Raw genomic sequence first — 20,184 nt, forward strand, 5'->3', positions numbered from 1 at the left:
TGCTACTTCGCGACTAACGCATCGCGGTGATTTTTTACGTAGTCGTGGGAGGTGAGGACGTGCGCCTGCTGCTCGGCCAGTAGCTGGCGGATGGGCAAGGGCAGATCCTGCTTTAGAGCGTCTTCGTACTCTTTCTTAGCGACGTCTTCGCCCTGTTCGGCTGTTTCGAGGAGGCCATGATCGCCGCCGCCGAGTTTGGCCTTGAGGTCGCCCCAGACGCGGTGGAGGGTGCCGGAGGTGGTGCCGGTCTCATGCACGTCGTGAACGCCGGCGCGGTGCAGCTCGTTTTCGAGCTCCGCACGGAAGTTGGCGCGCTTGAGGGACTCTGCGAGGAAGTAGCGCTTCAGGGTGTCGTCTTTGAGGTGCTCCCCGATGTCGGCGAAGCCTTTCTGACTGTCCTGCAGGGTGTTGATGACGGACTTCAAAACACGTTGCATCTCTTGCTGTTTGCTCTCGTCTGTCGCCATGATGTCCTCGGATACGTACTGAATTCGTGTGCGTGCGTTACGGCTGGAGCAGGGTCCGCCGGCTGAGTGCGATTCTCCTTCACCGGCGGCAAGCAGAAGAAATCGCGAAAATCCCGCTCCCCTGCCAGCCGTTTACTAAGGTCCGCCGGGAATAAAATCCGGCGGCGAATGTATGCTTTCGCGTACTGAAGACTATAGATGCAAGGTTTCGCCATGGGTTTGCATCCAGATACCCCAAACGCCGGATGGCCCTTTTGGCGGTGCCGCTCTGGGATAATCAAAGTTGCTCTGGTGGTTTACGGCCTTATCGAAGTTCGCCCGATCGTCCCGGCCGGAAGACGTGCCGCCGGGTACGGGAGAGGCCACGCGCACCTCCAGGAAGGCACCCCCAAATGAAGAGTCTTCGCCTCGTTACCACTCCGACGCGCAACCGGCGCTTGAATGAGATCCTCGGGCTGACGGTACTGGTCGCTGCCGGCCTACTGCTGTTGGCGATGGCGACCTACACGCCGACCGATCCCTCCTTCAGCACGGTGGGCGGATATGCCACAGGACGTCCGGCGCACAACTGGACGGGGATGGTGGGAGCTTACTTCTCCGACGCCATTCTGCAGATGATCGGCGTCGCGGCATTCTTTCTTCCGCTGGTCGCTGGACGGCTGGGACTTTGCTGGATGCGGTCGCGCCCGGCGGGCTCGCCGAAGGCCAAGCTTCTGGGGCTTGGGCTGTGGGTGATCTTTGCGCCTGCGGCGATTGCGCTGCTTCCCTATCATTTACACTGGCGCCATGCGCTGCCGGTGGAAGGGACTACGGGACGTCTGCTCTCCGATGCGATGGTGCACTACCTGAACCTTCCGGGTGCGAGCATCGTTCTCACGCTGATGGTTGCGCTTTCGCTGTATCTTGCCACGACGTTTACCTTCAACACGGCGGGGGAGTGGGCCTATATGCGGTTCGGCTTCCTGCATTCCATCTGGGCCCGGTGGACGAACTTCCGCAACCGCCGCGCGAACGCGAGGCTGCAGGAGCTGCCCGATGCGTTCGAGGCGCAGCAGGAGGAGTTCCGCAGCAAGCGGGAGCAGATGGAAGAGAAGGCTCGGCGCGCACGCGAGCTTGCAGAGGCCAAGGCAGAGAGCAAGACAGAAGAGAGCACCACGCTGCTGGGCAGCCTCTTTGGCTGGCTGGGACGCAGGAAGCGGCGTACGGAGCCGCTCATGGTTCCACCTGAGGACGACGGCGGAGAAGTCGCCTCGCCTGCGGGTTCGATGTGGCAGGCTATGCCGCGCACGCTGGTCGATGCTCCTCCGGTGACTGCGCTGGGCACGGCTGCCGCGGCGGTAGCGCCGTTTGCGGATGCACTGGCGAAGGCGGCTGCTCCGATCCATGCGGTGGACGACGTCTCCAACTTCGATAGTCCGCGCGGCTTCGACTTTGGGGAAGGACGGGTGGAGACTCCTGAGCTACGGCCTGCACGCACTCCGACTCCTATTCGCCCTCCGAATCCTCCTGTTGCAGCGCCGGTGCGGTCGGTTCCGATTGCTCCGTTTGCAGCGATGCCTTTGCCTGCGGCTGCCGATGAGTCCATCTCCTTCGGGAAGCGTGCGGATGCGGATATCAAGCCGGTCACCATCGTTCCGAAGAGCATCCGAGGCTACAAGCTGCCGCCGTCGTCGTTGTTGTACCGTAGCGATGAGCAGACGGTGGTTCGCGAGGAGACGCTGCGTGAGGAGGCCCGCATCCTGGTGGAGAAGTGCGCCGAGTTCGACGTCAACGGGCAGGTCACGCACATCAACCCCGGGCCGGTGGTCACGACCTTCGAGTTCCGTCCCGATGCAGGGGTTAAGGTGGCGCGCATCACCGGGCTCGCCGATGATCTGTGTCTTGCGATGGCGGCCGAGTCGATCCTGATCGAGCGCATGGCGGGGAAGAGCACGGTCGGCATCCAGGTGCCCAACAGCGAGCGCGAGACGATCTGGCTGCGGGATGTGGTCGAGTGCGAGAGCTTCGCGCAGTCGAAGTCCAAGCTGGCCATCGCGCTGGGCAAGGACATCAACGGACGGATCGTTACCGCCGATCTTGCCAGCATGCCGCATGTGCTGATCGCGGGCTCGACTGGTTCGGGTAAGTCAGTGGCCATCAATGCCATGATCATGAGCGTCCTGTTCAAGAGCACGCCGGAGCAGGTTCGCATGATCCTGGTCGACCCGAAGCGGGTTGAGCTTGGCATGTACGAGGGCATTCCGCATCTCTTTACTCCGATCATCACGGAGGCCAAGCTGGCGGCCAACGCGCTCCGCAATGCGGTACGTGAGATGGAGCGCAGGCTGAAGCTGCTTGCCGCGAATCATGTTCGCAACATCGACCAGTTCAACAAGCTCTTCGATCATGGCAGCGAGTATCTCTTTGAAGATCAGAACCAGGAGCCGTTGCCCTACATCATCATCATCATCGATGAGCTGGCCGACCTGATGATGCTGGACCGCTCGAATGTTGAGGAGTCCATCACTCGGCTGGCGCAGATGGCGCGTGCCGTTGGCATTCACCTAGTGCTTGCGACGCAGCGGCCCAGCGTGGACGTCATCACCGGCTTGATCAAGGCCAACGTTCCAACGCGTATGAGCTTCCGGCTCGCGACGAAGGTGGACTCGCGAACTATCATCGACTCGAACGGCGCTGAGAGCCTGCTGGGCCGAGGCGACATGCTTTACCTTCCTCCAGGCACCAGCCGTGTGCAGCGTGTCCATGCTCCGTTCGTGACCGAGAAGGAGATCTCCGCGGTTACGGCCTTCTGGAAGGCGCAAGGCGAGGCGGAGTATGTTCATGGCTTCCTCGAAGGACCCAAGGAAGAGAATGGCAAGGATGGAGATGGCGGCTCGGATGGCGAGACCGACGATCCGATGTACGACGATGCGGTGCGGCTGGTCTTCGAGTTCGGCAAGGCGAGCACTTCGTTGCTGCAGCGCCGTCTGCGCGTCGGGTATGGCCGTGCGGCTCACCTGATCGACATGATGTACAACGATGGCCTGGTAGGTCCGGCGGATGGATCGAAGCCACGCGAGATTCTGAAGTCACCGAGCTGGATCAGCGAAGTAGACGCGGCGATTCGTTAGTTCTGTTGTCTTTTTTATCCTAGTTCTATTGTCTTTTTTATCCTAAGTTCTGTTGTCTTTTTTTATCTTGGAAGCGCCCGGGAGGACCGCAGCGCGACCACGGCGAGGACGCAGACGACGATCATCAGCACGATCCAGATGAGGTCGGGATGCCGCTCCGCCGCGGAGCGCGTGTCGGGCCGCGCATGGTAGCCGACGTTTCTCTGCTCCGGGCCGAGCTGCGCCTGGATGAGATGGGCGGAGGGCGAGAACAACCGCGCAAAGTCGTACTGCGGCGTGGGCAGTGCGGCGTCGCCGTAGAAGAGCTCCGGCTTAGGGGCTACGGACGCGTCGAAGCAGAGCTGGCGCTGGCGCATCTCCAGCAGGACTTCGGTGATGGGAAGCGGGGCGTCGTCTCCGTTCTCGACCGCTACCTCCAACTGCGCACTCTCTTGAAGGTTCGACCCCAGCACAGCGGGGATGCTTAGTTGTTGTTGCCGAATCTCGCGGCCGGTCTGGTTGAGGTGCACGCGCAGGATGGCGCCGCTTATGCGCTCCACCTCCGTCTGATGGGCTGCATGCACGGACAGCATAACGTCGCGGCTGAAGTTTCCTTTGTACTCGGGAGCCAGCAGGAACGAGACGCGCTCGATCGGCAGCCTTGCGGGCAGGGAGGCCTTTGCGACGGTCTGATGGCCGCGTTGCTGGATGTCGCGGAGGGCGATGGCGGTGGTGTAGAGGGTCTGGGCCTCGCGGCTGGGTGGGACGGTCGCGCCTTGCACCATCTGCGGGGAGGCTGTAAACCCTACGGTGCCGGGTGCGGGAGAGGCAGTGAGGACGACGTGCAGGAAGCGGAGGTTCGACTCCTGCAGATGCAGGGTGGTGGTGTGGGAGAGATGCTGCGAGGTGAGATCGAAGAGGGTAAACTCTCCCAACTTCGTGGGCGTAGTGTCGGGCGAGTCGCCGCCTGTGACCGAGGCTGTGGCTAGATAGTCTTTGCCTGTGAGATCGAGCACGACGTCGGTATAGGAACGCGAGGGCATCTCGAGGTCGAAGACGATGCTTGCTCCGCGCATGCCGAGGTTGAGGACACGCGCGGAGTCGCTGTCGAGCTGCTCGGGTTCGCTTAGGGTTACGGCGTAGGGGATCTCGCGGCCGTCCTGGTAGAGGCGCAGATCCTTCAGCGAAGGCGCGGCGTTGGGGAAGATGCCGGGGTCGATGACGGAGCAGGCCTCGCCTCTTCCCTGCACCGCCATGACGCTGCGGTGATAGCGAAAGTACTGCTGCGGCTGCGTGGCTGGAGGTTGAGGGGCACCTTGAAGCCAGGCGGCGAGCAGAAGGACGGGCGCGAGGCTCATGGACGATCCTCTGTCGGAACCTCGGCTGGGATGCTGTCCTTCAATGCCAGCCAGTCCTTCTGATAGGCGAAGCTGACGGCCAGCAGCAGGGCGCCGAGAGCCATGAAGCTGGCTACGCGGTATCCCTGGCTGAGGTTGCGCATGTCGTAGAGGAAGGTCTTCGCGATGGTGTACACGATCAACAGTAGCGCCTGCCAGCGGATGAAGGCGGTTCGCTTCCAGAAGCCAACGGCGAGCAGAGCCGCTCCGTAGAGCATGAGGAAGGCCGAGATGGCCAGCGCCTGCTGGAGGGTGCCTTCGGAGTTCGCCGGGGTGCCGTTCCAGAGCGCGACGATCTCGTGCACGGTGGCGAAGATTGCGATCAGATTGATCGCGATGATGGAGCCTCCGGCGATGCGCGACCATACCGTAGGCAGCGCCGCCGGGCTAGAGGGGGGCTCGCTTTGCCTTACGTGGAGAGCGATCCAGCAGGCGATGGAGAAGGCCGCGATCCCGACCAGCGCCGTTGCAAAGCGGCGATTGAGGAACGCCACTTCGGAGAGATCGAAGCCGTATGCGGGGAGGAGGAGGCCAGCGAGTCCGAGGAGAAGCGCGACGATGGATAAGGCTCGCAGCACACGATAGGCGTCCGCTGGGGAGTCGTCCCGCGTTGAACGGGCGGAGGCGAGGCGCGCCGCGACCCACAGCAGCGCCGCTCCTTCCACCAGCCAGGAGACGGTGATCCAGCGGCCGCTGATCTTGAGAGGAATTGCGATGGTGAGAAAGACGATCGCAAGGGACAGGTGAACGGCAGAGGCCGCGGTGCTTTGCGGCAATCGCATGATGGCGAGATAGGCCGCGGAGAATAACAGCACCATCCATGGAAGCCAGCCATGATAACCGGAGCTCTGCAGCACGGCGTAGAACGCCAGCGAGGCGAAGACCGCGTTCGCCAACGGCAGCAGGATCTCGGTAATGATGCTGGGGTGTGGGGAGGTTGGGCTCTGACTTTGAGGCTTCCGTGATGCCAGGAGCGGGACACCGGCGAAGCTGAGGAAGAAGAGAGCGATGAAGACGGAGGTGAGGCCGAGTTGGTCCGCCGAGTAGAACTGCACGTACCATCCGATGAAGTAAGCCACGGTGGCTGGGAAGACGCCGATCAAGAGACGAGGCCAGGGTCTGAGGCGGACGAGGACGATGGCGGCGACGTCCATCGCGAGGAGATAGGTGAAGAGGAAGCTCTCGTGGTTGCCGCCGGTTGAGAGCAGCAACGGAGTGGCGCAGCCTCCGATGAGCGCGTAGGCGGCGAGTAGTTGGGCGTTCTGGGCCCACGCCATATAGGCGTTCCATGCGGTGACCAAGAGCATGGCCGCTAAGGCGACGCTCTCGGGGAGCAGATGGTAGATCTGAAACGCCGCCCACAGGGAGAGGTAGAGGACTCCACTGCCTACAGCTTTCAAGGAGTAGGAGAAGGCGGAGAACCCCCGGTTGCGAAAGCGCTCGGACCAGACCACCAGCCCGGCTCCCGCGATCAGGCCGGCCAAGATTCGCCCGGTGGGTCCGATCCACTGATTATCGATCGCCAGCTTCATAAACCAGGTCACACCAATGAGCAGAGCTACGATGCCGACACGGCTGAAGATCTGTGAGCCTAGGCGATCTTCCAAGGATCTGGGGTTGGCTGGGGCTGCGGCGGAGTGTGCAAATATCTGCGCAGCGGCACTTGTTGTAGGCTTCGGAGGTGGAGGCGCAACTTCGGCTGCTTCAGCGGGATACTGCTGGTTGGTTACGCTCTCGCCTTGTGGGGAGAGCGTTGCACGAAGGGTGGCCACCTGCTGCTCGAGTGCAGTCACTCTGGCAGCGAGGGCCGCGAACTCCTCGGACTTAGCCGATCCACTTAGTGCTTGTTGATGCTCTGAATCGAACTCGAAATCACGGCCCATAAAAACTACTCTAACGCCATCCTTACCATCAAAGCTTGCTGTAAGTTCCCTTTTCACCCGATGAATACTGGCAACAGACCAATTCGCCTTCTACTGATCGAGGATGATGAACTGACCCGCGAGGTTTTGACGCTTCAGATCGAAGCCGAGGGGTATGTTCTCGAGACCGCCGACTCCGGGGATGCGGCTTTGCGCCAGTTGAAGGAGACAGCGCAGCTTCCCGAGACTGTACTGACGGATTTGCAGATGCCTGGCGTCTCGGGCCTGGAGCTGGCGCGGGAGCTTCGCTCGCTGGCGAGCGCTGCAGGGGTTGAGGGGATGGTCTTGCTGGCGATGAGTGCGAGCCATCCTGGCAGAGAGCTTCTCGCTGCTTATGATGGCTTTCTTGCGAAGCCTTTCACGATGGAGCAGCTTGCTGTGGCGCTTGCCGGCGAGGGCGGCCGAGCTTTAGAGAGCCAGCAAGGGGACTCAGGCGAGGAGTTAGCAGCAGATGTCCCTAGTCTGGACGAGACCATCTATCTGGACGAAACCACCTATGGACGGCTGAAGACATCTCTTCCAGCCGCCCAGTTACAGGAGCTTTATGCGCTCTGCATTAGCGACGCCCAGACACGGATCGAACGCATGCGTGTTGCAGGCGCCTCTGGAGACGATGCTACCTTCCATGCGGAGGCGCATGCCATCAAAGGCAGCTCGAGCATGGTGGGGGCGATCGAACTGCAGCGGCTTGCCGCCGCGGCGGAGACATTTGGCATCCAACATGCTAATTATGTAGTTTCACTCGATGAAATGCTGAAAGCGTGCGAACGGCTGCGGAGTATGCTGGTCGCACACGAACACCGGGCGATCTAAAGCAATTCTCCTGTTGCTGTGGAGTGGATGAAGTTGAGAAGTGCCGTTTTTCTTGATAAAAAACGGCCATAGATTCGAAGCCTCTCCTATAGACCCACAGGAGAATTGCTAGAGCAAGCATGGACACAGGACGTCAGGAGAAGGCACGTATGAATCAAGCGGTCAAGAAGTCCAACGAAGCTCCACTCGGCTTGGCGTCCATTCGAATCGTAGTGGCTGACGACCACCCTGTCGTGCGCTTCGGGGTGAAGAACATGCTCATGAGCGAGCCTGGCTTTGAGGTGGTGGGCGAGGCTGAGGATGGCGACGTCGCCATCACCCAGACGCTGGAGCTGGAACCTGACATTCTTTTGCTTGATCTCGCGATGCCGCGCCTGCCGGGGCTGGAGGCGATGCGCGCCATCATGAGCCGCTCGCCGCGGGTAAAGATCATTCTGCTTACCGGCACGATTTCAACGCAACAGATCATCGAGGCGCTGCAGATCGGCGCTCGCGGCATCATCCTGAAGGACTCGGTCGCAGGCGATCTGTCGCAGGCGCTGCGTGCGGTGCTCTCGGGCGACTATTGGATCGGCGGCGAACGCGTCGTCAACCTGCTGCGCGCGCTCCGCGAACTGATGGAGAAGGCTGCAGCTATCCCCGAGCGTAAGACGTATGGACTGACGCCGCGTGAGCTCGAGGTCACGACTTGCATCGTCGAAGGATGTAGCAATAAGGATATTGCGAGGCAGTTCACGATTAGCGAGGAGACGGTGAAGCGTCATTTGTCGAACGTCTTCGACAAGACGGGCGTCTCCACACGCCTGGAGCTGGCGTTGTTTGCCATCGCACATAAGCTGGTCGCGCTCGACAGCTAATGCTCTTGGCTAATGCGCTCGGAAGGGCCTTCGCGAGGGTGCGTGGGCCGCTTCGGTAAAATGGGTGTATGACCGACGGCGTAACTTCAGACTTATCCAACATTGCAGATCTTCTGGTCATCGGAGCCGGGCCTACGGGGCTGGCATGCGCCATCGCGGCACAACGTGCGGGCTTCTCCGCCGTACTGGTGGATAAGGGCTGCCTGTGCAACTCGCTCTTTCACTACCCCTCGAACATGACGTTCTTCACCACGCCGGAGCTTCTGGAGATCGGGGATATGCCCTTCTCCAGCCCCAACCAGAAGCCCAACCGTAACGAGGCGCTGGAGTACTACCGCAAGGTGGCGGAGCACTATCGCCTCGAGGTTCGACAGTATGAGACGGTGAACTCGGTCAGCGGAAGCGATGGCGACTTCACCGTGCATACCACCGACCGCTTTGGACGCATCTCGCAGCACCGCGCCCGCAAGCTGGTCGTCGCCACGGGCTACTACGATCTGCCCAACTACCTCGGTATTCCTGGCGAGGATCTGCCCAAGGTGATGCACTACTATCATGAGCCGCATCCGTTCTATGGACTCGACGTGGTGGTGATCGGAGGCAAGAACTCCGCCGCCATCGCGGCGCTCGATCTCTGGAGGCACGGCGCGCGCGTCACGCTGGTGCATCGAGGCGCGGAGATGCATCGCCACGTCAAATACTGGATCCTGCCGGACATCAACAACCGCGTCGCCAACGGCGAGGTCACTGCGCACTTCAGCAGCTCGGTCACGAAGATCTCAGAGGATGATGTGACCATCGCTACGCCTCAAGGGGAGCTTACTCTTCCGAATCACTTTGTCTTTGCCCTGACGGGATATCATCCGGACTTCAGCTTCATCGAAGGGCTGGGCGTAAAGCTGGACGCGGAGAACGACCGCTGCCCCGTCTGCGATCCGGCGACGCTGGAGAGCAACGTCCCGGGGATCTACCTCGCGGGCGTCATCGTGGCGGGAGAGCGCACCAACGAGATCTTTATCGAGAACGGGCGCTTCCATGGCAAGCTTATCGCGGACCATCTCTCCTCCAGCGTGCTGGACCACAACGCGCAGGATCAGAGGCAGCCGGTCTAGCCGATTACGCGGCGCATGAATCCGCGGATGCCAAGCCAGCTCAGCAGGGCCAGGAAGACGCAGAGCATCCCAACGATCAGCGCCTGTGGCATATGAGGAAGCACGGGAGTCAAGGCGGCGCGCAGTCCTTCGCTCATGTAGACGATGGGATTGATCAGGACCCCGATCTGCAGCCAGCGGATGTGATTCAAGGCGGCCCAGGGATAGTAGACGCAGCCTAGAAATGTAATTGGCATCACTACTACGCCGAAGATCAGTCCGATCTGTTGCGGCTTTACGCTGGTGCCGATGGTGAGGCCGAGCGCACCCGAGGTCAGGCTGGCAAGCACCAGCACCGCGAGCAGAAAGGGCCAGCTCGTGACATGGGCCGCCACCGGCGTCGAAGGGATGTAGTACGCCAGCGGAAAGACCACCGCTGCCGCGATCATGCTCTGCAACGCTGAGAAGCACATCTTCTCGATTGCAACCGCGGCCACCGGCAGCGGACACATCACACGGTCGTCGATCTCGCGGGTTACTCCGAACTCCTGAGCCAGCGGCAAGGCTACCGCGGCGATTCCACTGAACATGATCGCGACCGCCATCAGCCCGGGCAGCAGCACTGTGCCGAAGTTGGCTCCGGCCATGGAAGCGGTCGGGTTCATCGCCGCGCCGCCGCTCATGTGCGGCATGATGAAGGTAAAGACGAAGAGAAACAGCAGCGGATTCATGCAGACGCGAATGATGAAGGGGAAGAGCTCGCGCCGCAGAACGTACAGGTCGCGCAGGAAGAGTCCCGCAAACGCACGCGTGTACTGTACGGACCGGGAGGCCTCTTTGTTGGGGCTTACCTTCGATTCCAATGCAACTTCGGTCATGCTCATGGTTCGCCTCCCGCTGCCTGGGCTACTCGCGCAGATCTCTGCCGGTCAATCGGATAAATACGGTCTCGAGGCTGGTTTCATTGATGGTCAGGTCGCGCAGGCCGTATAGATTCGCCTCCTGCACGATCTCGGAGAGCAGGCCTTCCGCGCCTTCGGCGAAGATGCGGACGCCCTGATCGGTCGCCTCCACGCTGGTCACGCCGTTCAGCGTATTCAGCCGCGCCGTCAGCGCCTGGATTCCCTTCCGGTCCTTCAGGTCCAGCATATACACACGCTGCGCGCCGATGGAAGCCTTCAGCGCAGCGGGGGTGTCCTCTACCAGAATTTTACCGTGGTCGATGATTGCCACGCGGTCGCACAGCTCGTCGGCCTCTTCCATGTAGTGGGTGGTCAATACGACCGTGATGCCCTCCTGGCGCAGTCCGCGGACTGCGTCCCACATGGCGATACGGCTCTGCGGATCCAGGCCCGCGCTGGGCTCGTCGAGAAAGAGCACCTTGGGCCGGTGCGCGATGGCGCGCGCGATCTGCACCCGCTGGGCCAGGCCGCCGGAGAGCTGCGAGGGATAGGCCGTGGACCGCTCGGTCAGGTGGAACTGCTCCAGCAACTGCTCCGTCCGGGCCCTGGCCTCTGGGCGTGAGAAGCCGAAGTACAGGCAATGAAAGTGGATGTTTTCAAAGATGGTGCAGGCGCGGTCCAAGGTGTTGTACTGCGGGACGACCCCGATGCCCTTGCGGGCGATGGCCGGAGCCGAGACGACGTCGATTCCCGCGATCCTTACCTTGCCGTGGGTTGGCAGAGCACGCGTCGTGCAGATGCTGATGGTGGTGGTCTTCCCCGCGCCGTTCGGGCCGAGTAGACCGTACAGTTCGCCCTCCCGGACGTTCAGGTCGATCCCATTGACGGCGACTACCCTTTGTTTGCCCTCATATATCTTTTGAAGCCCTTCAATCTCGACAATCAACGCAGACCATCTCCCCGCCGCCGGCATTCCTGGACAGCCCGGTCTTCCCTAAACGTTAGGCCTTCCGATTATAAGCAACCCTACCGTTGGACGTTGGGCCGTACCTTTATGCCGTCCACAACCGTGTCCCCCGGACTCAACACCACCAAATCACCGTCTTTTAGACCGCTGATCACCTCGATCGCCACCCCGAGATCCCGGCCCAGGACGATCGACCGGAAGTGGGCGGTGTTGTCCGAGTCGACCACCACGGCTTGCGGACCGGCCGTACGGACCATCAGGGCGTTTGCAGGCAGCAACACCGGCAATGTCCCTCCGTGAGGGATATCTACGATCACATTGGCATACATTCCCGGTAGGATGCGTCCATCGTTCTTCAGGTCCACCTCGATCAGCAACGTGCGTGTGCCTGGATCGATGCTGCTGCTGGTGCGGGCGACGATTCCGGTATAGGTCTGTCCGGCCAGCTCTCGAACGGCGACCTTGGCCACCTGACCCTCGCGCAGCCCGACGGCGTTCGTCTGGGGAACGTTAGCGAAGACACGCACCGTATCGGCCTGACCGATGGTGAACATCTGCGTCACGCCGGTCTGACTGCCGGAGCTGATCAGCGAACCGTTATCGATGGAGCGGGATAGAACGATCCCCGAGAAGGGGGCGATCACCCGCGCGAAGGAGGCTTGCTCGGAGAGGTTGCGTACGTTGGCCTCGCTGGCGGCTACATTCGCCTGGGCTGCGATGACGCTGGCGGCGTCCGCTCCGAACTGGGCACGCTTCTGGTCCGCATCCTGCTGCGCCACGACTCCTTCGCCTTGCAGGCTCTGCCAGCGTTGGTTGGTGGTCTTGGAGAGATCCGCGTTCGCCTGGGCCTGGGCTACCTGCGCCTTGGACTGCGCCAGCGAGGCCTTGGCCTGCAGCAGCGCCTGCTCGGTCTGCGGATCGTCGATCACCGCCAGCAACTGTCCCTTCTTCACGCGGTCGCCGATATCGACGTACCGCGCCTTTACATAGCCGGAGGTGCGGGCGTAGATCGGCGTCTGCGCGAACGCCTCGATGCTCGCGGGCATCTCGAGGTGGCCGCCCGCTTCGCCCGCCTTCAGCCGCGTTGCCAACACGATCGGAGGTCCGGAGGCCGCCTCTGCCTCCACCTTCAGCGAATCGCGATGGCGCAACTTGGGCAACAGGGCGATGACGCCGACGACGACCAGGAGGGCGAAGAACGCCATCGCCGACAGATAGGGAGTACGGTTGCTGCGTTCCGGAGCTGCGGGTGTAGTCAGAGTCATTGGGTCTCTCATAATCAAAAGTCTGCGTGCGGGAAGCCGTTCCAGGACGGAGGCTTTCGCCTCCGCCCCTTACTCCGGCACCTCTTCCATCTGCAAGGCGGAGCTCTCGCCCTTGCGCAGACGGCTGTAGATCAAAGGAACAACCAACAAGGTAGTAAAGGTGGCGACGAGCAGGCCGCCGATCACGGCACGGCCCAGCGGAGCATTCTGCTCTCCGCCCTCGCCCATGCCCAGCGACATCGGAAGCATTCCGATGATCATCGCCAATGCCGTCATGAGCACCGGACGCAGACGCGTGGCGCCTGCGGACTCCGCGGCTTCGAGGGACGTCATTCCGGCGGCCCGCTGATCGTTTGCGAACGTCACCATCAGGATGGAGTTGGCGGTCGCCACTCCCACGGTCATGATCGCGCCCATCAACGACGGCACGTTGAAGGTTGTGCCGCTGAGGAAGAGCATCCACAGAATGCCGCACGCAGCGCCGGGAAGGGCGGTGAGGATGATGAAGGGATCGAGCCAGCTCTGGAAGTTCACCACCATCAGCATGTAGACCAGCAGCACGGCAAAGATCATTCCCAAGCCGAGGCCCAGGAACGACTCGTGCATGCTCGTGACCTGTCCGCGCACGGTGAGCTGCGCTCCGGGGGGCAGATGTTTGCGATAGCCTTCCAGAATCTTGTCGATGTCGTTGGAGACGCCGCCGAGGTCGCGGCCCTGGGTGTTCACAAAGACGTCGAAGACCGGCTGCACGTTGTAGTGGTTGGTGATCGCCGGGCTGGTAGCGTGGCGCACCTGGGCGAGATTGCTGAGCACCTGCGGGTTCTGCGGCTGGCCGTTGGGGCCTAGCGGAGACGATCCGTCGCCGGAGGTAATCGGAATGCTCTTCAACTGATCGACGGTGGAGATCTTGTACTGCGGCGTCTGCACGACGACCTGGTAATTGACCCCGTTCTGCGGGTTCAGCCAGTAGTTCGGCGACGCTTGTCCACTGCCGGAAAGCGCGAACAACATACTGTTCGCGACGTTCGACTCGGTCAGCCCGATCGTCTGGGCGCGGCTTCGGTCCACATCGACGCGCAGCTCCGGGGCGTAGACCACCTGGTTCAGGTGGACGTCCACGGCTCCGGGGACGGCGGCGACGTCCCGCCGGATCTTCTCCGCGATATCGAGATTCGCCTGGAACTGCCGTCCGCTGATCTGGATGTCGATCGGTGCGGGCAGGCCGAAGTTCAGAATCTGATTCACGATGTCCGAGGCCTGGAAGTAAAAGATCACATCCGGGAAGCGCTCATGCAGCACCTTTCGCAGGCGCTCCCGGTACGCGGCAGTCGGGTGGTGCTTCTCGTCCAGCGAGACCAGGATCTCTCCGTCCTGCACGTCGGTGAGGCTTCCATCGCCGAAGGCCAGGTTGAAGCTTCCGTTGGGGATGCCGATGTCGTCCAGTACGATCGCCAGCTCGTTCGCTGGGATGACCTCGCGGATCGTGGACTCCACGCGGGTAAAGAGCTGCTCTACCTCTTCGATTCGCGTTCCTGGCGCGGCGCGGACGTGCAGCCGGAAGGTGCCCGCGTCCACCGTGGGGAAGAAGTCCTGGCCGATAAAGGGCACCAGCAGAGAGGTGAGCAACGCGAAGAACGCAAAACATCCCAGGGTGAAGCGGGCGTGTCCTAGAACCCAGACGAGGACGGCCTGATAGCGTAGCCGCAGCCGCTCGAATCCAGCGTTGAAGCGATGGTGGATCCGCCAGATCGGTCCGCCACTGGCCGAGGCCGCTTCGTGGCCCTGCTCGTGGTCCTGGTACATCTCGACTTCACCGGCGAGGAGAAACTTCACCATCGTCGGGACCAGGGTTCTGGATAGCAGGTAAGAGGCCAGCATCGCGAAGACCACAGCCATCGCCAAGGGCGTGAACAGGCTCTTCGCAGCGCCCGAGAGGAAGACCACCGGAACGAAGACGATACAGATCGCCAGCGTCGAGACGAAGGCCGGGACAGCGATCTGCGCCGCTCCATCGAGAATCGCGGGCTCCAGCTCCTTGCCCTCGCCGAGATTGCGGTGGATGTTCTCGATCTCTACGGTCGCGTCGTCCACCAGGATGCCTACGGCCAGCCCCAGACCGCCGAGGGTCATCGTATTCAGCGTCTGGCCGAAGAGCTTCAGGATGATGATCGAGGTCAGGATCGACAACGGAATCGAGATGGCCACGATGACCGTGCTGCGCCAGCTTCCCAGGAAGAGCAGAATCATCAGAGCCGTCAACGTGGCGGCGATGGCGGCTTCTTTCACCACCCCCTGCAGAGCCGCGCGCACGAACAGCGACTGGTCGAAGAGCAGCGTCGTCTTCAGCTCTGGAGGCAGTCCGGCGGTGATGCGGGGCAGCGCGATCTTTACCTTCTTCACGATGTCCAAGGTGGAGGCGGAGCCTGCTTTCAGAATCGTCAGCAGCGCGGCCCGCTGGCCGTTGACCCGCACGATGTTCTGCTGGATGGCGAAGCCTTCGTGCACCTGCGCTACGTCCCGCATGTACACCACGGCTCCGTTCGAGCTCTTCACCGGCAGATCGTTCAACTGCTCCAGCACGGTGGGGCTTCCGTTGGTGCGGACGATGTAGTCCATCGTTCCGACCTTCGCCGTTCCTGCGGGCAGGATCAAATTCTGCGCGGTGAGGGCGTTCACCACATCCGTGGGCGACAGTCCCTTGGAGTACAGCGCACCCAGATCCAGGTCCACCGTCACATTCCTGGCCTTGCCTCCGTAGGGCTGCGGAACCTGCGCGCCTTGCACCGTCGCCAGCTGGGTTCGCACGAAGTTCGATCCCAAGTCGAAGAGGTCCGACTCGGAGAGCTTGTCGCTGGAGAGCACGGCCTGCAGGATCGGCACATTCGAAGCGCTGAACTGCAGCACGAAGGGCGAGGTACTGCCGGGCGGGAGGATGCGCAGAATCGTCTGATTCACCGACGTCACCTGCGCCACAGCCGCCTCGATCTTGGCTCCCGGCTGGAAGAAGATCTTGATAATCGAGATGCCGCTGACCGACTGCGACTCAATGTGCTCGATGTCGTTGACCGTGGTCGTCATGGCGCGCTCGCTGACGGTCGTGAAGCGCTTCTCCATCTCGTCGGGACTGGTGCCGCTATAGGTCCAGATCACCGTGACCACCGGAATATCGATGGTCGGAAAGATGTCCGTACTCATGGTCAGAATGCTGACGATACCCATTACTAGGATCAGCAGCGACATCACCACAAAGGTGTAAGGCCGTCGCAGCGCAAGTCGAACAATCCACATCTCAGTTCCCCTTCTTTCGCGCCAGGCGGAAGAGTGTCGGTCCGATACAAGCTACATTGATTGCCGGTGTAACCATTGTTGCATCGAGAGATGGTTCCGTCAGCCCCTTTGCGCAGCCGTCCATCTCCGACTCCCTATTGTGCCGATGCATCTGGTGACCTGCCTAGTAGAACCGTCGTACGACGGTAAAGATTTGGTCGATTACCGAACCAAGTGTGCGCTACACGGCCTCCACAAGGTGGGCACGAGGAACACACATCCGCGAATCGCGGAAAACTGCCAGTTTTAGGGTTCTCTTTAAGGACGTTGGCCCACCCGATTCTGTTGCAAAAAACCTTTGGACTCCCGTTCATTTGCAGGGAGGAGTTAGAATGAACCCATGTCCAAAGGCTGGGAGAGCAAGTCCATCGAAGAACAGCAAGCCGAGAGGCTGACCCAGGCTGCAGCGCCAAAACAGGCCGTTCCCACCGGCCGCGTGGAGGAGGCGGAGAAGAAACGCAAGCTCCAGGCACTGCAGTTGCAGCGCGAACGCATCCTCTCCGAGCGCACCTCGAGCCCTCACCGCCGCACCGCCCTCACCAACGCCCTCGCGGACATCGAAGAGAAACTGGCCGAGCTCGGCTGGACCATCCACCTCTAAACAGAAGCTTCCGGCCCTCTATCCGCGCCGATGGAAGGTCACTGCGTTCCCCTGATCGATCGTGGTCATCACGATGGTATGGATATTTACGTGTGCAGGCCGACCAGCGGCCCAAACGATGGCATCCGCGATATCCTCCGGCTGCAAGGGCGTGATGTTCTGGTAGACCTTCGCGGCACGGCCTTCGTCGCCGCGAAACCGCACCTTGCTGAAGTCCGTCTCCACCATCCCCGGATCGACTGATGTTACTCGCACCGCCGTTCCCATCAGGTCCAGCTTCAAACCCTCGCTGATCGACTTCTCCGCCGCCTTGGTCGCGCAGTACACCGCTCCGTCCGCATAGGTGATGTAGGCAGCCGTCGAACCCAGGCTGATGACATGCCCGCGGTTCCGCGCCACCATCCCCGGCACCACCTGCCGCGTGACATAGAGGAGTCCCTTGATGTTGGTGTCGATCATCTCTTCCCAGTTCTGCGGATCGTCCTCGTAGACCTTCGCCAGACCGCGGCTCAGCCCCGCATTGTTGACCAGGACATCGATCTCGGTCCATCCCTCCGGCAGCGTCGAAAGCGTGGAATTCACCGCTCCCCGATCGGTCACGTCCAATGCAAATCGATGGACGCCTGCCGCGCCCGCCCTAAGAAGCTCCTGCTCCAGCTCCTCCAGACGCTCCACCCGCCGCGCGCAGATCAGCAGTTTGCAGCCCTCTTGCGCAAATGCCAACGCCGTTGCTCGACCGATGCCCGAGCTTGCCCCCGTCACCAGTACCGTACTTCCGCTAAGTTTGCTCATGCCTTCTCTTATAAACAAAAAAAGGAGAGGCCGCATAGGGCGGCCTCTCCTTCTCCCCTCTCGCGAGGTCTTACTGCGGAGTCGTCCCAGCCTCAGGACCGCTCTGCTGGATACCAATCGCATCGCCCGAAACGACCAGCTGAACGCGCCGATTCTGCGCACGCCCCGTAGCCGAACCGTTGTCCGCAACCGGGTTGTTCTTGCCGTAACCGGCAGCCGAAATATTATTCATCTGCACACCCTGAGAGACCAGGAAGTCACGCACTGCAGAAGCCCGATTCTCCGAGAGCTTCTGGTTGTAGTCATCGCCGCCGACGCTATCCGTATAGCCTTCGACCTGCAGCTTCAGCCCCGGATACGCCTGCAGAATACCGGCGACCTTGGCCAGGCTGACCTTGGTCTCGGTCTTCAACGTGTACTTACCGGTGTCGAAGAGCACATCGGACATGTTCACAATCAAACCGCGGGCCGTCTCGCTGGTAGCCAGAACGCTGTTCAACTGCGCACGCAGCTTCTCACGAATCGAATTGGCGTTGTCTGCACTCTTATTCGCCTCGGCAGCCCGCGCTCTGGCGTCTGCTGCTGCAGCTTCGGCGCGTGCACGATCCGCATCCGCCTGGGCCTTGGCAGCCTGCGCCTGAGCCGCATCCATCTGCGATTGCTGGGCCTGAGCCTGTGCATCCCGCTTGGCGAGCTCTGCGTTCAACTGACGCTCGGCCGCCTGCTTGCGCAAAGTCACTAACCGCGCATCCTCAGCCCGCTGTACCGCCTGCCGCGCAAAGGTGATCTCCATCTTGCGATCGCCCTTCTTGTTGCTGTCGATGTCGGCTGCGTTCTTCAGGTCTTCCTGTGCCTCACGCATAATGTCGGCGGCATACTTATCCGCGCCTGCATTCTGCGCGATCCGTACGGCGTTGTTGGCTTGGTAGAACTCCAACGGAGACCGCTCATCGCGCGTAATCGGGTTCCTTACACTCTTGGAGCCGTCCGTATCCGCATAGGTGCCACGCGGAAGCAGGGCATAGTGTGCATTCACCTTCTCGAGAACGCCCGAGGTCTTGTCGTTTTGAATCACGTTTTGCAGAACGACCACATCGCTCGGTTGCGAGACGGAGAAGTAAGGCTCCGCCGTCACGATCATGCCGAAGGATTGCAGTGCAGTCGTCACATGAATGGTGTTCTTATTGCCCGACGGAAGGATCTCGCCAAGATTCGCTGGCCGACCATCCGCACTGATTCCCCAAAGGACATAGGTCAGATACTCCGGACCGAATCCGTTCGCAGGGGTGAGCCCTTCGAACTTCGCGTCGACCGTGATTCCGCCGCGCTCGCTCTCAACCTTTGCTTCGCCCTTGGCCATCGGCAGAAGCGTCGTGCCTTTGAAGCCGATGGTCGTGGAACCACTGCGGTGCAGATAGTTCACTGCATCCAGGTCACGCTGTACAACCTTCACACGATAGAGATAGATCCCATCCTGCTCTTTGATGCCGTTCCGCTCCGGCTTTTCCTGACCGGGCATCGTAGCGGTGGGATTTGGTTCCTGCGCATTCAAAGTGATGCTGCTTAGACCAAGTGAACTTCCAATAAAAAGAGCCAGTGTAATCCGGCCTGTCAAAGTTCCTGTCGTGCGTTCCATCGCTCGTTCTCCTTGCCGTATCGGCGTTAGCCGTGAACACAAGGGATTCGAGGCGAATCACGGCTACATCATGCGATGCCAATACAGAAACAAAGGTAGTCCGGCTAAAAGATTCCATATAAAGAAAGAGCCCGCTCTTCCTCCGTCGAAATGACCGGAAAAGAAGCGGGCTCGAAGTCAAAAATTAATGAAGTTTATAAACGTGCGCCTAAGCGTGCGAAGGATGCGCGCCAGACCGGTGAACGAAGTGATACGGAGGCCAAGGGCCGGAGAGCTGCATGCTGCATTCCTTCAGCTCTTGTGTCGCTGACGAGTACTTATTCTGGTATCGCTCGACCGTCTTGTTGTCGATCAGGTGCGCGATATCTAGCAGCATCTTGCCGGAGTCCATGCGTTTGCAGGTGATCTCCTCCGCGAGCGGAAGGAACATGCGGTGCATCTGGATGGACAACGCGCGCGCCTTGGACTGGCGCTCCCGCTGCCGGCTCGCGCTCTCGCGCAGGCTGGTCAGATACTCCTGTCCCACGGTCATATTGCGGGCCGAGTTGCCAGGGCAGGTATCGTCGACGAGCACCTTGAGATGCATCTCCGCCTTGCCGCGCAGACGCTCTACATTGGCCTGGAAGTGACGTTGGTTGGAACGGACCGACCGCCGGAGCGAGTCGTCATCCTGAAACGTGGTACCGAAACGGAACGGCAGTACTGTGGAGTGCTTGAAGCATTCTGCAATAACGCGGGCGTGATCTTTGGCGGGTTGTTGACCGGACTCCTGGATGCGGGCGTTGTCCTCGGGGCTGTGTTCAGAGACGATGACTGCGAGATCGCTGGCAGGAAACAGGAACGTTTGGTTCCCAAACAGACCCGAGACTCCCGTAAGGGGCATCGGGCGACGGTGGCGGCAGAGCTCAGGAAATGCCTGTCGTTCGGCAATACAGTAGGCGTACCATGCCATGGTTTTGTACCTTCCTCAATACGCTGAGGGGTCTTACTGCCCCGTCAGGAAGTGGTAGTGATCTCAATCCAGATTTGGTCGGAGATTGCTCATTTAAAAACGCTTA

Annotated in this window: 15 protein-coding genes; 5 read left to right on the top strand and 10 right to left on the bottom strand. The window is 61.0% G+C overall.

Annotation, left to right across the window (positions count from 1 at the left end; translation table 11 throughout):
• Positions 1 to 2: 2 nt before the first annotated feature.
• Entirely contained in the window at positions 3 to 467 is a 465-nt protein-coding gene (locus tag HB393_RS07805) for a PA2169 family four-helix-bundle protein (protein ID WP_213804610.1), read from the bottom strand.
• A 392-nt stretch (positions 468 to 859) separates the two neighbouring features.
• On the opposite strand from HB393_RS07805, the gene HB393_RS07810 reads away from it, so the two are divergent.
• On the top strand, positions 860 to 3,577 hold the full coding sequence (locus HB393_RS07810; RefSeq protein ID WP_213804611.1) for a DNA translocase FtsK: 2,718 nt from the start codon (positions 860 to 862) through the stop codon (positions 3,575 to 3,577).
• Between the two features lie 62 nt (positions 3,578 to 3,639).
• Here HB393_RS07810 and HB393_RS07815 read toward each other — a convergent pair whose 3' ends face one another.
• Complete coding sequence (locus HB393_RS07815; RefSeq protein WP_213804612.1) at positions 3,640 to 4,914, bottom strand: DUF3999 family protein; 1,275 nt, start codon at positions 4,912 to 4,914, stop codon at positions 3,640 to 3,642.
• The gene (locus HB393_RS07820) at positions 4,911 to 6,836 is read right to left on the bottom strand and encodes a DUF2339 domain-containing protein (RefSeq protein ID WP_213804613.1); all 1,926 of its coding nucleotides are present in this window, start codon (positions 6,834 to 6,836) and stop codon (positions 4,911 to 4,913) included. The genes HB393_RS07815 and HB393_RS07820 overlap by 4 nt, the downstream gene beginning before the upstream one ends.
• Before the next feature lie 60 nt (positions 6,837 to 6,896).
• Here HB393_RS07820 and HB393_RS07825 point away from each other — a divergent pair, with 60 nt between their 5' ends.
• The 3 genes from HB393_RS07825 (at position 6,897) to HB393_RS07835 (ending at position 9,657) form a co-directional block, all read left to right on the top strand.
• Positions 6,897 to 7,688, top strand: coding sequence for a response regulator (locus HB393_RS07825; RefSeq protein ID WP_213804614.1), 792 nt, complete (start codon positions 6,897 to 6,899; stop codon positions 7,686 to 7,688).
• Positions 7,689 to 7,837: 149 nt separating this feature from the next.
• Positions 7,838 to 8,545 carry a response regulator transcription factor gene (locus HB393_RS07830; protein ID WP_213804615.1) on the top strand — a complete coding sequence of 236 codons (708 nt, stop codon included), beginning with the start codon at positions 7,838 to 7,840 and terminating at the stop codon, positions 8,543 to 8,545.
• A 68-nt stretch (positions 8,546 to 8,613) separates the two neighbouring features.
• Positions 8,614 to 9,657, top strand: coding sequence for a YpdA family putative bacillithiol disulfide reductase (locus tag HB393_RS07835; RefSeq protein ID WP_213804616.1), 1,044 nt, complete (start codon positions 8,614 to 8,616; stop codon positions 9,655 to 9,657).
• Here HB393_RS07835 and HB393_RS07840 read toward each other — a convergent pair.
• From HB393_RS07840 to HB393_RS07855, 4 genes are all read right to left on the bottom strand, one after another.
• Complete coding sequence (locus HB393_RS07840) at positions 9,654 to 10,514, bottom strand: ABC transporter permease (protein WP_213804839.1); 861 nt, start codon at positions 10,512 to 10,514, stop codon at positions 9,654 to 9,656. The genes HB393_RS07835 and HB393_RS07840 overlap by 4 nt on opposite strands.
• Before the next feature lie 28 nt (positions 10,515 to 10,542).
• The gene (locus HB393_RS07845; protein WP_255550909.1) at positions 10,543 to 11,484 is read right to left on the bottom strand and encodes an ATP-binding cassette domain-containing protein; all 942 of its coding nucleotides are present in this window, start codon (positions 11,482 to 11,484) and stop codon (positions 10,543 to 10,545) included.
• Between the two features lie 80 nt (positions 11,485 to 11,564).
• Entirely contained in the window at positions 11,565 to 12,770 is a 1,206-nt protein-coding gene (locus HB393_RS07850) for an efflux RND transporter periplasmic adaptor subunit (protein ID WP_213804618.1), read from the bottom strand.
• A gap of 69 nt (positions 12,771 to 12,839) precedes the next feature.
• Positions 12,840 to 16,058, bottom strand: a complete 3,219-nt coding sequence (locus HB393_RS07855; RefSeq protein ID WP_213804619.1) for an efflux RND transporter permease subunit — start codon at positions 16,056 to 16,058, stop codon at positions 12,840 to 12,842.
• A 379-nt stretch (positions 16,059 to 16,437) separates the two neighbouring features.
• Between HB393_RS07855 and HB393_RS07860 the strand changes: the two genes are divergently transcribed.
• A complete protein-coding gene (locus tag HB393_RS07860) occupies positions 16,438 to 16,698 on the top strand; it encodes a hypothetical protein (protein ID WP_255550910.1) in 261 nt (86 codons plus the stop codon).
• 18 nt (positions 16,699 to 16,716) lie between these two features.
• Here the strand turns inward: HB393_RS07860 and HB393_RS07865 are convergent, their stop codons facing one another.
• The 3 genes from HB393_RS07865 to HB393_RS07875 all read right to left on the bottom strand — a co-directional run bounded on the left by HB393_RS07865 (position 16,717) and on the right by HB393_RS07875 (position 20,078).
• Positions 16,717 to 17,490, bottom strand: a complete 774-nt coding sequence (locus HB393_RS07865) for an SDR family NAD(P)-dependent oxidoreductase (RefSeq protein WP_213804620.1) — start codon at positions 17,488 to 17,490, stop codon at positions 16,717 to 16,719.
• A 70-nt stretch (positions 17,491 to 17,560) separates the two neighbouring features.
• Positions 17,561 to 19,126, bottom strand: a complete 1,566-nt coding sequence (locus HB393_RS25510; protein ID WP_275951538.1) for an OmpA family protein — start codon at positions 19,124 to 19,126, stop codon at positions 17,561 to 17,563.
• 208 nt (positions 19,127 to 19,334) lie between these two features.
• A complete protein-coding gene (locus HB393_RS07875; RefSeq protein WP_213804621.1) occupies positions 19,335 to 20,078 on the bottom strand; it encodes a GvpL/GvpF family gas vesicle protein in 744 nt (247 codons plus the stop codon).
• Between the last annotated feature and the right edge of the window lie 106 nt (positions 20,079 to 20,184).

Origin of the sequence: Granulicella sp. dw_53, assembly GCF_018449545.1 — a bacterium.
GTDB lineage: Bacteria > Acidobacteriota > Terriglobia > Terriglobales > Acidobacteriaceae > Edaphobacter.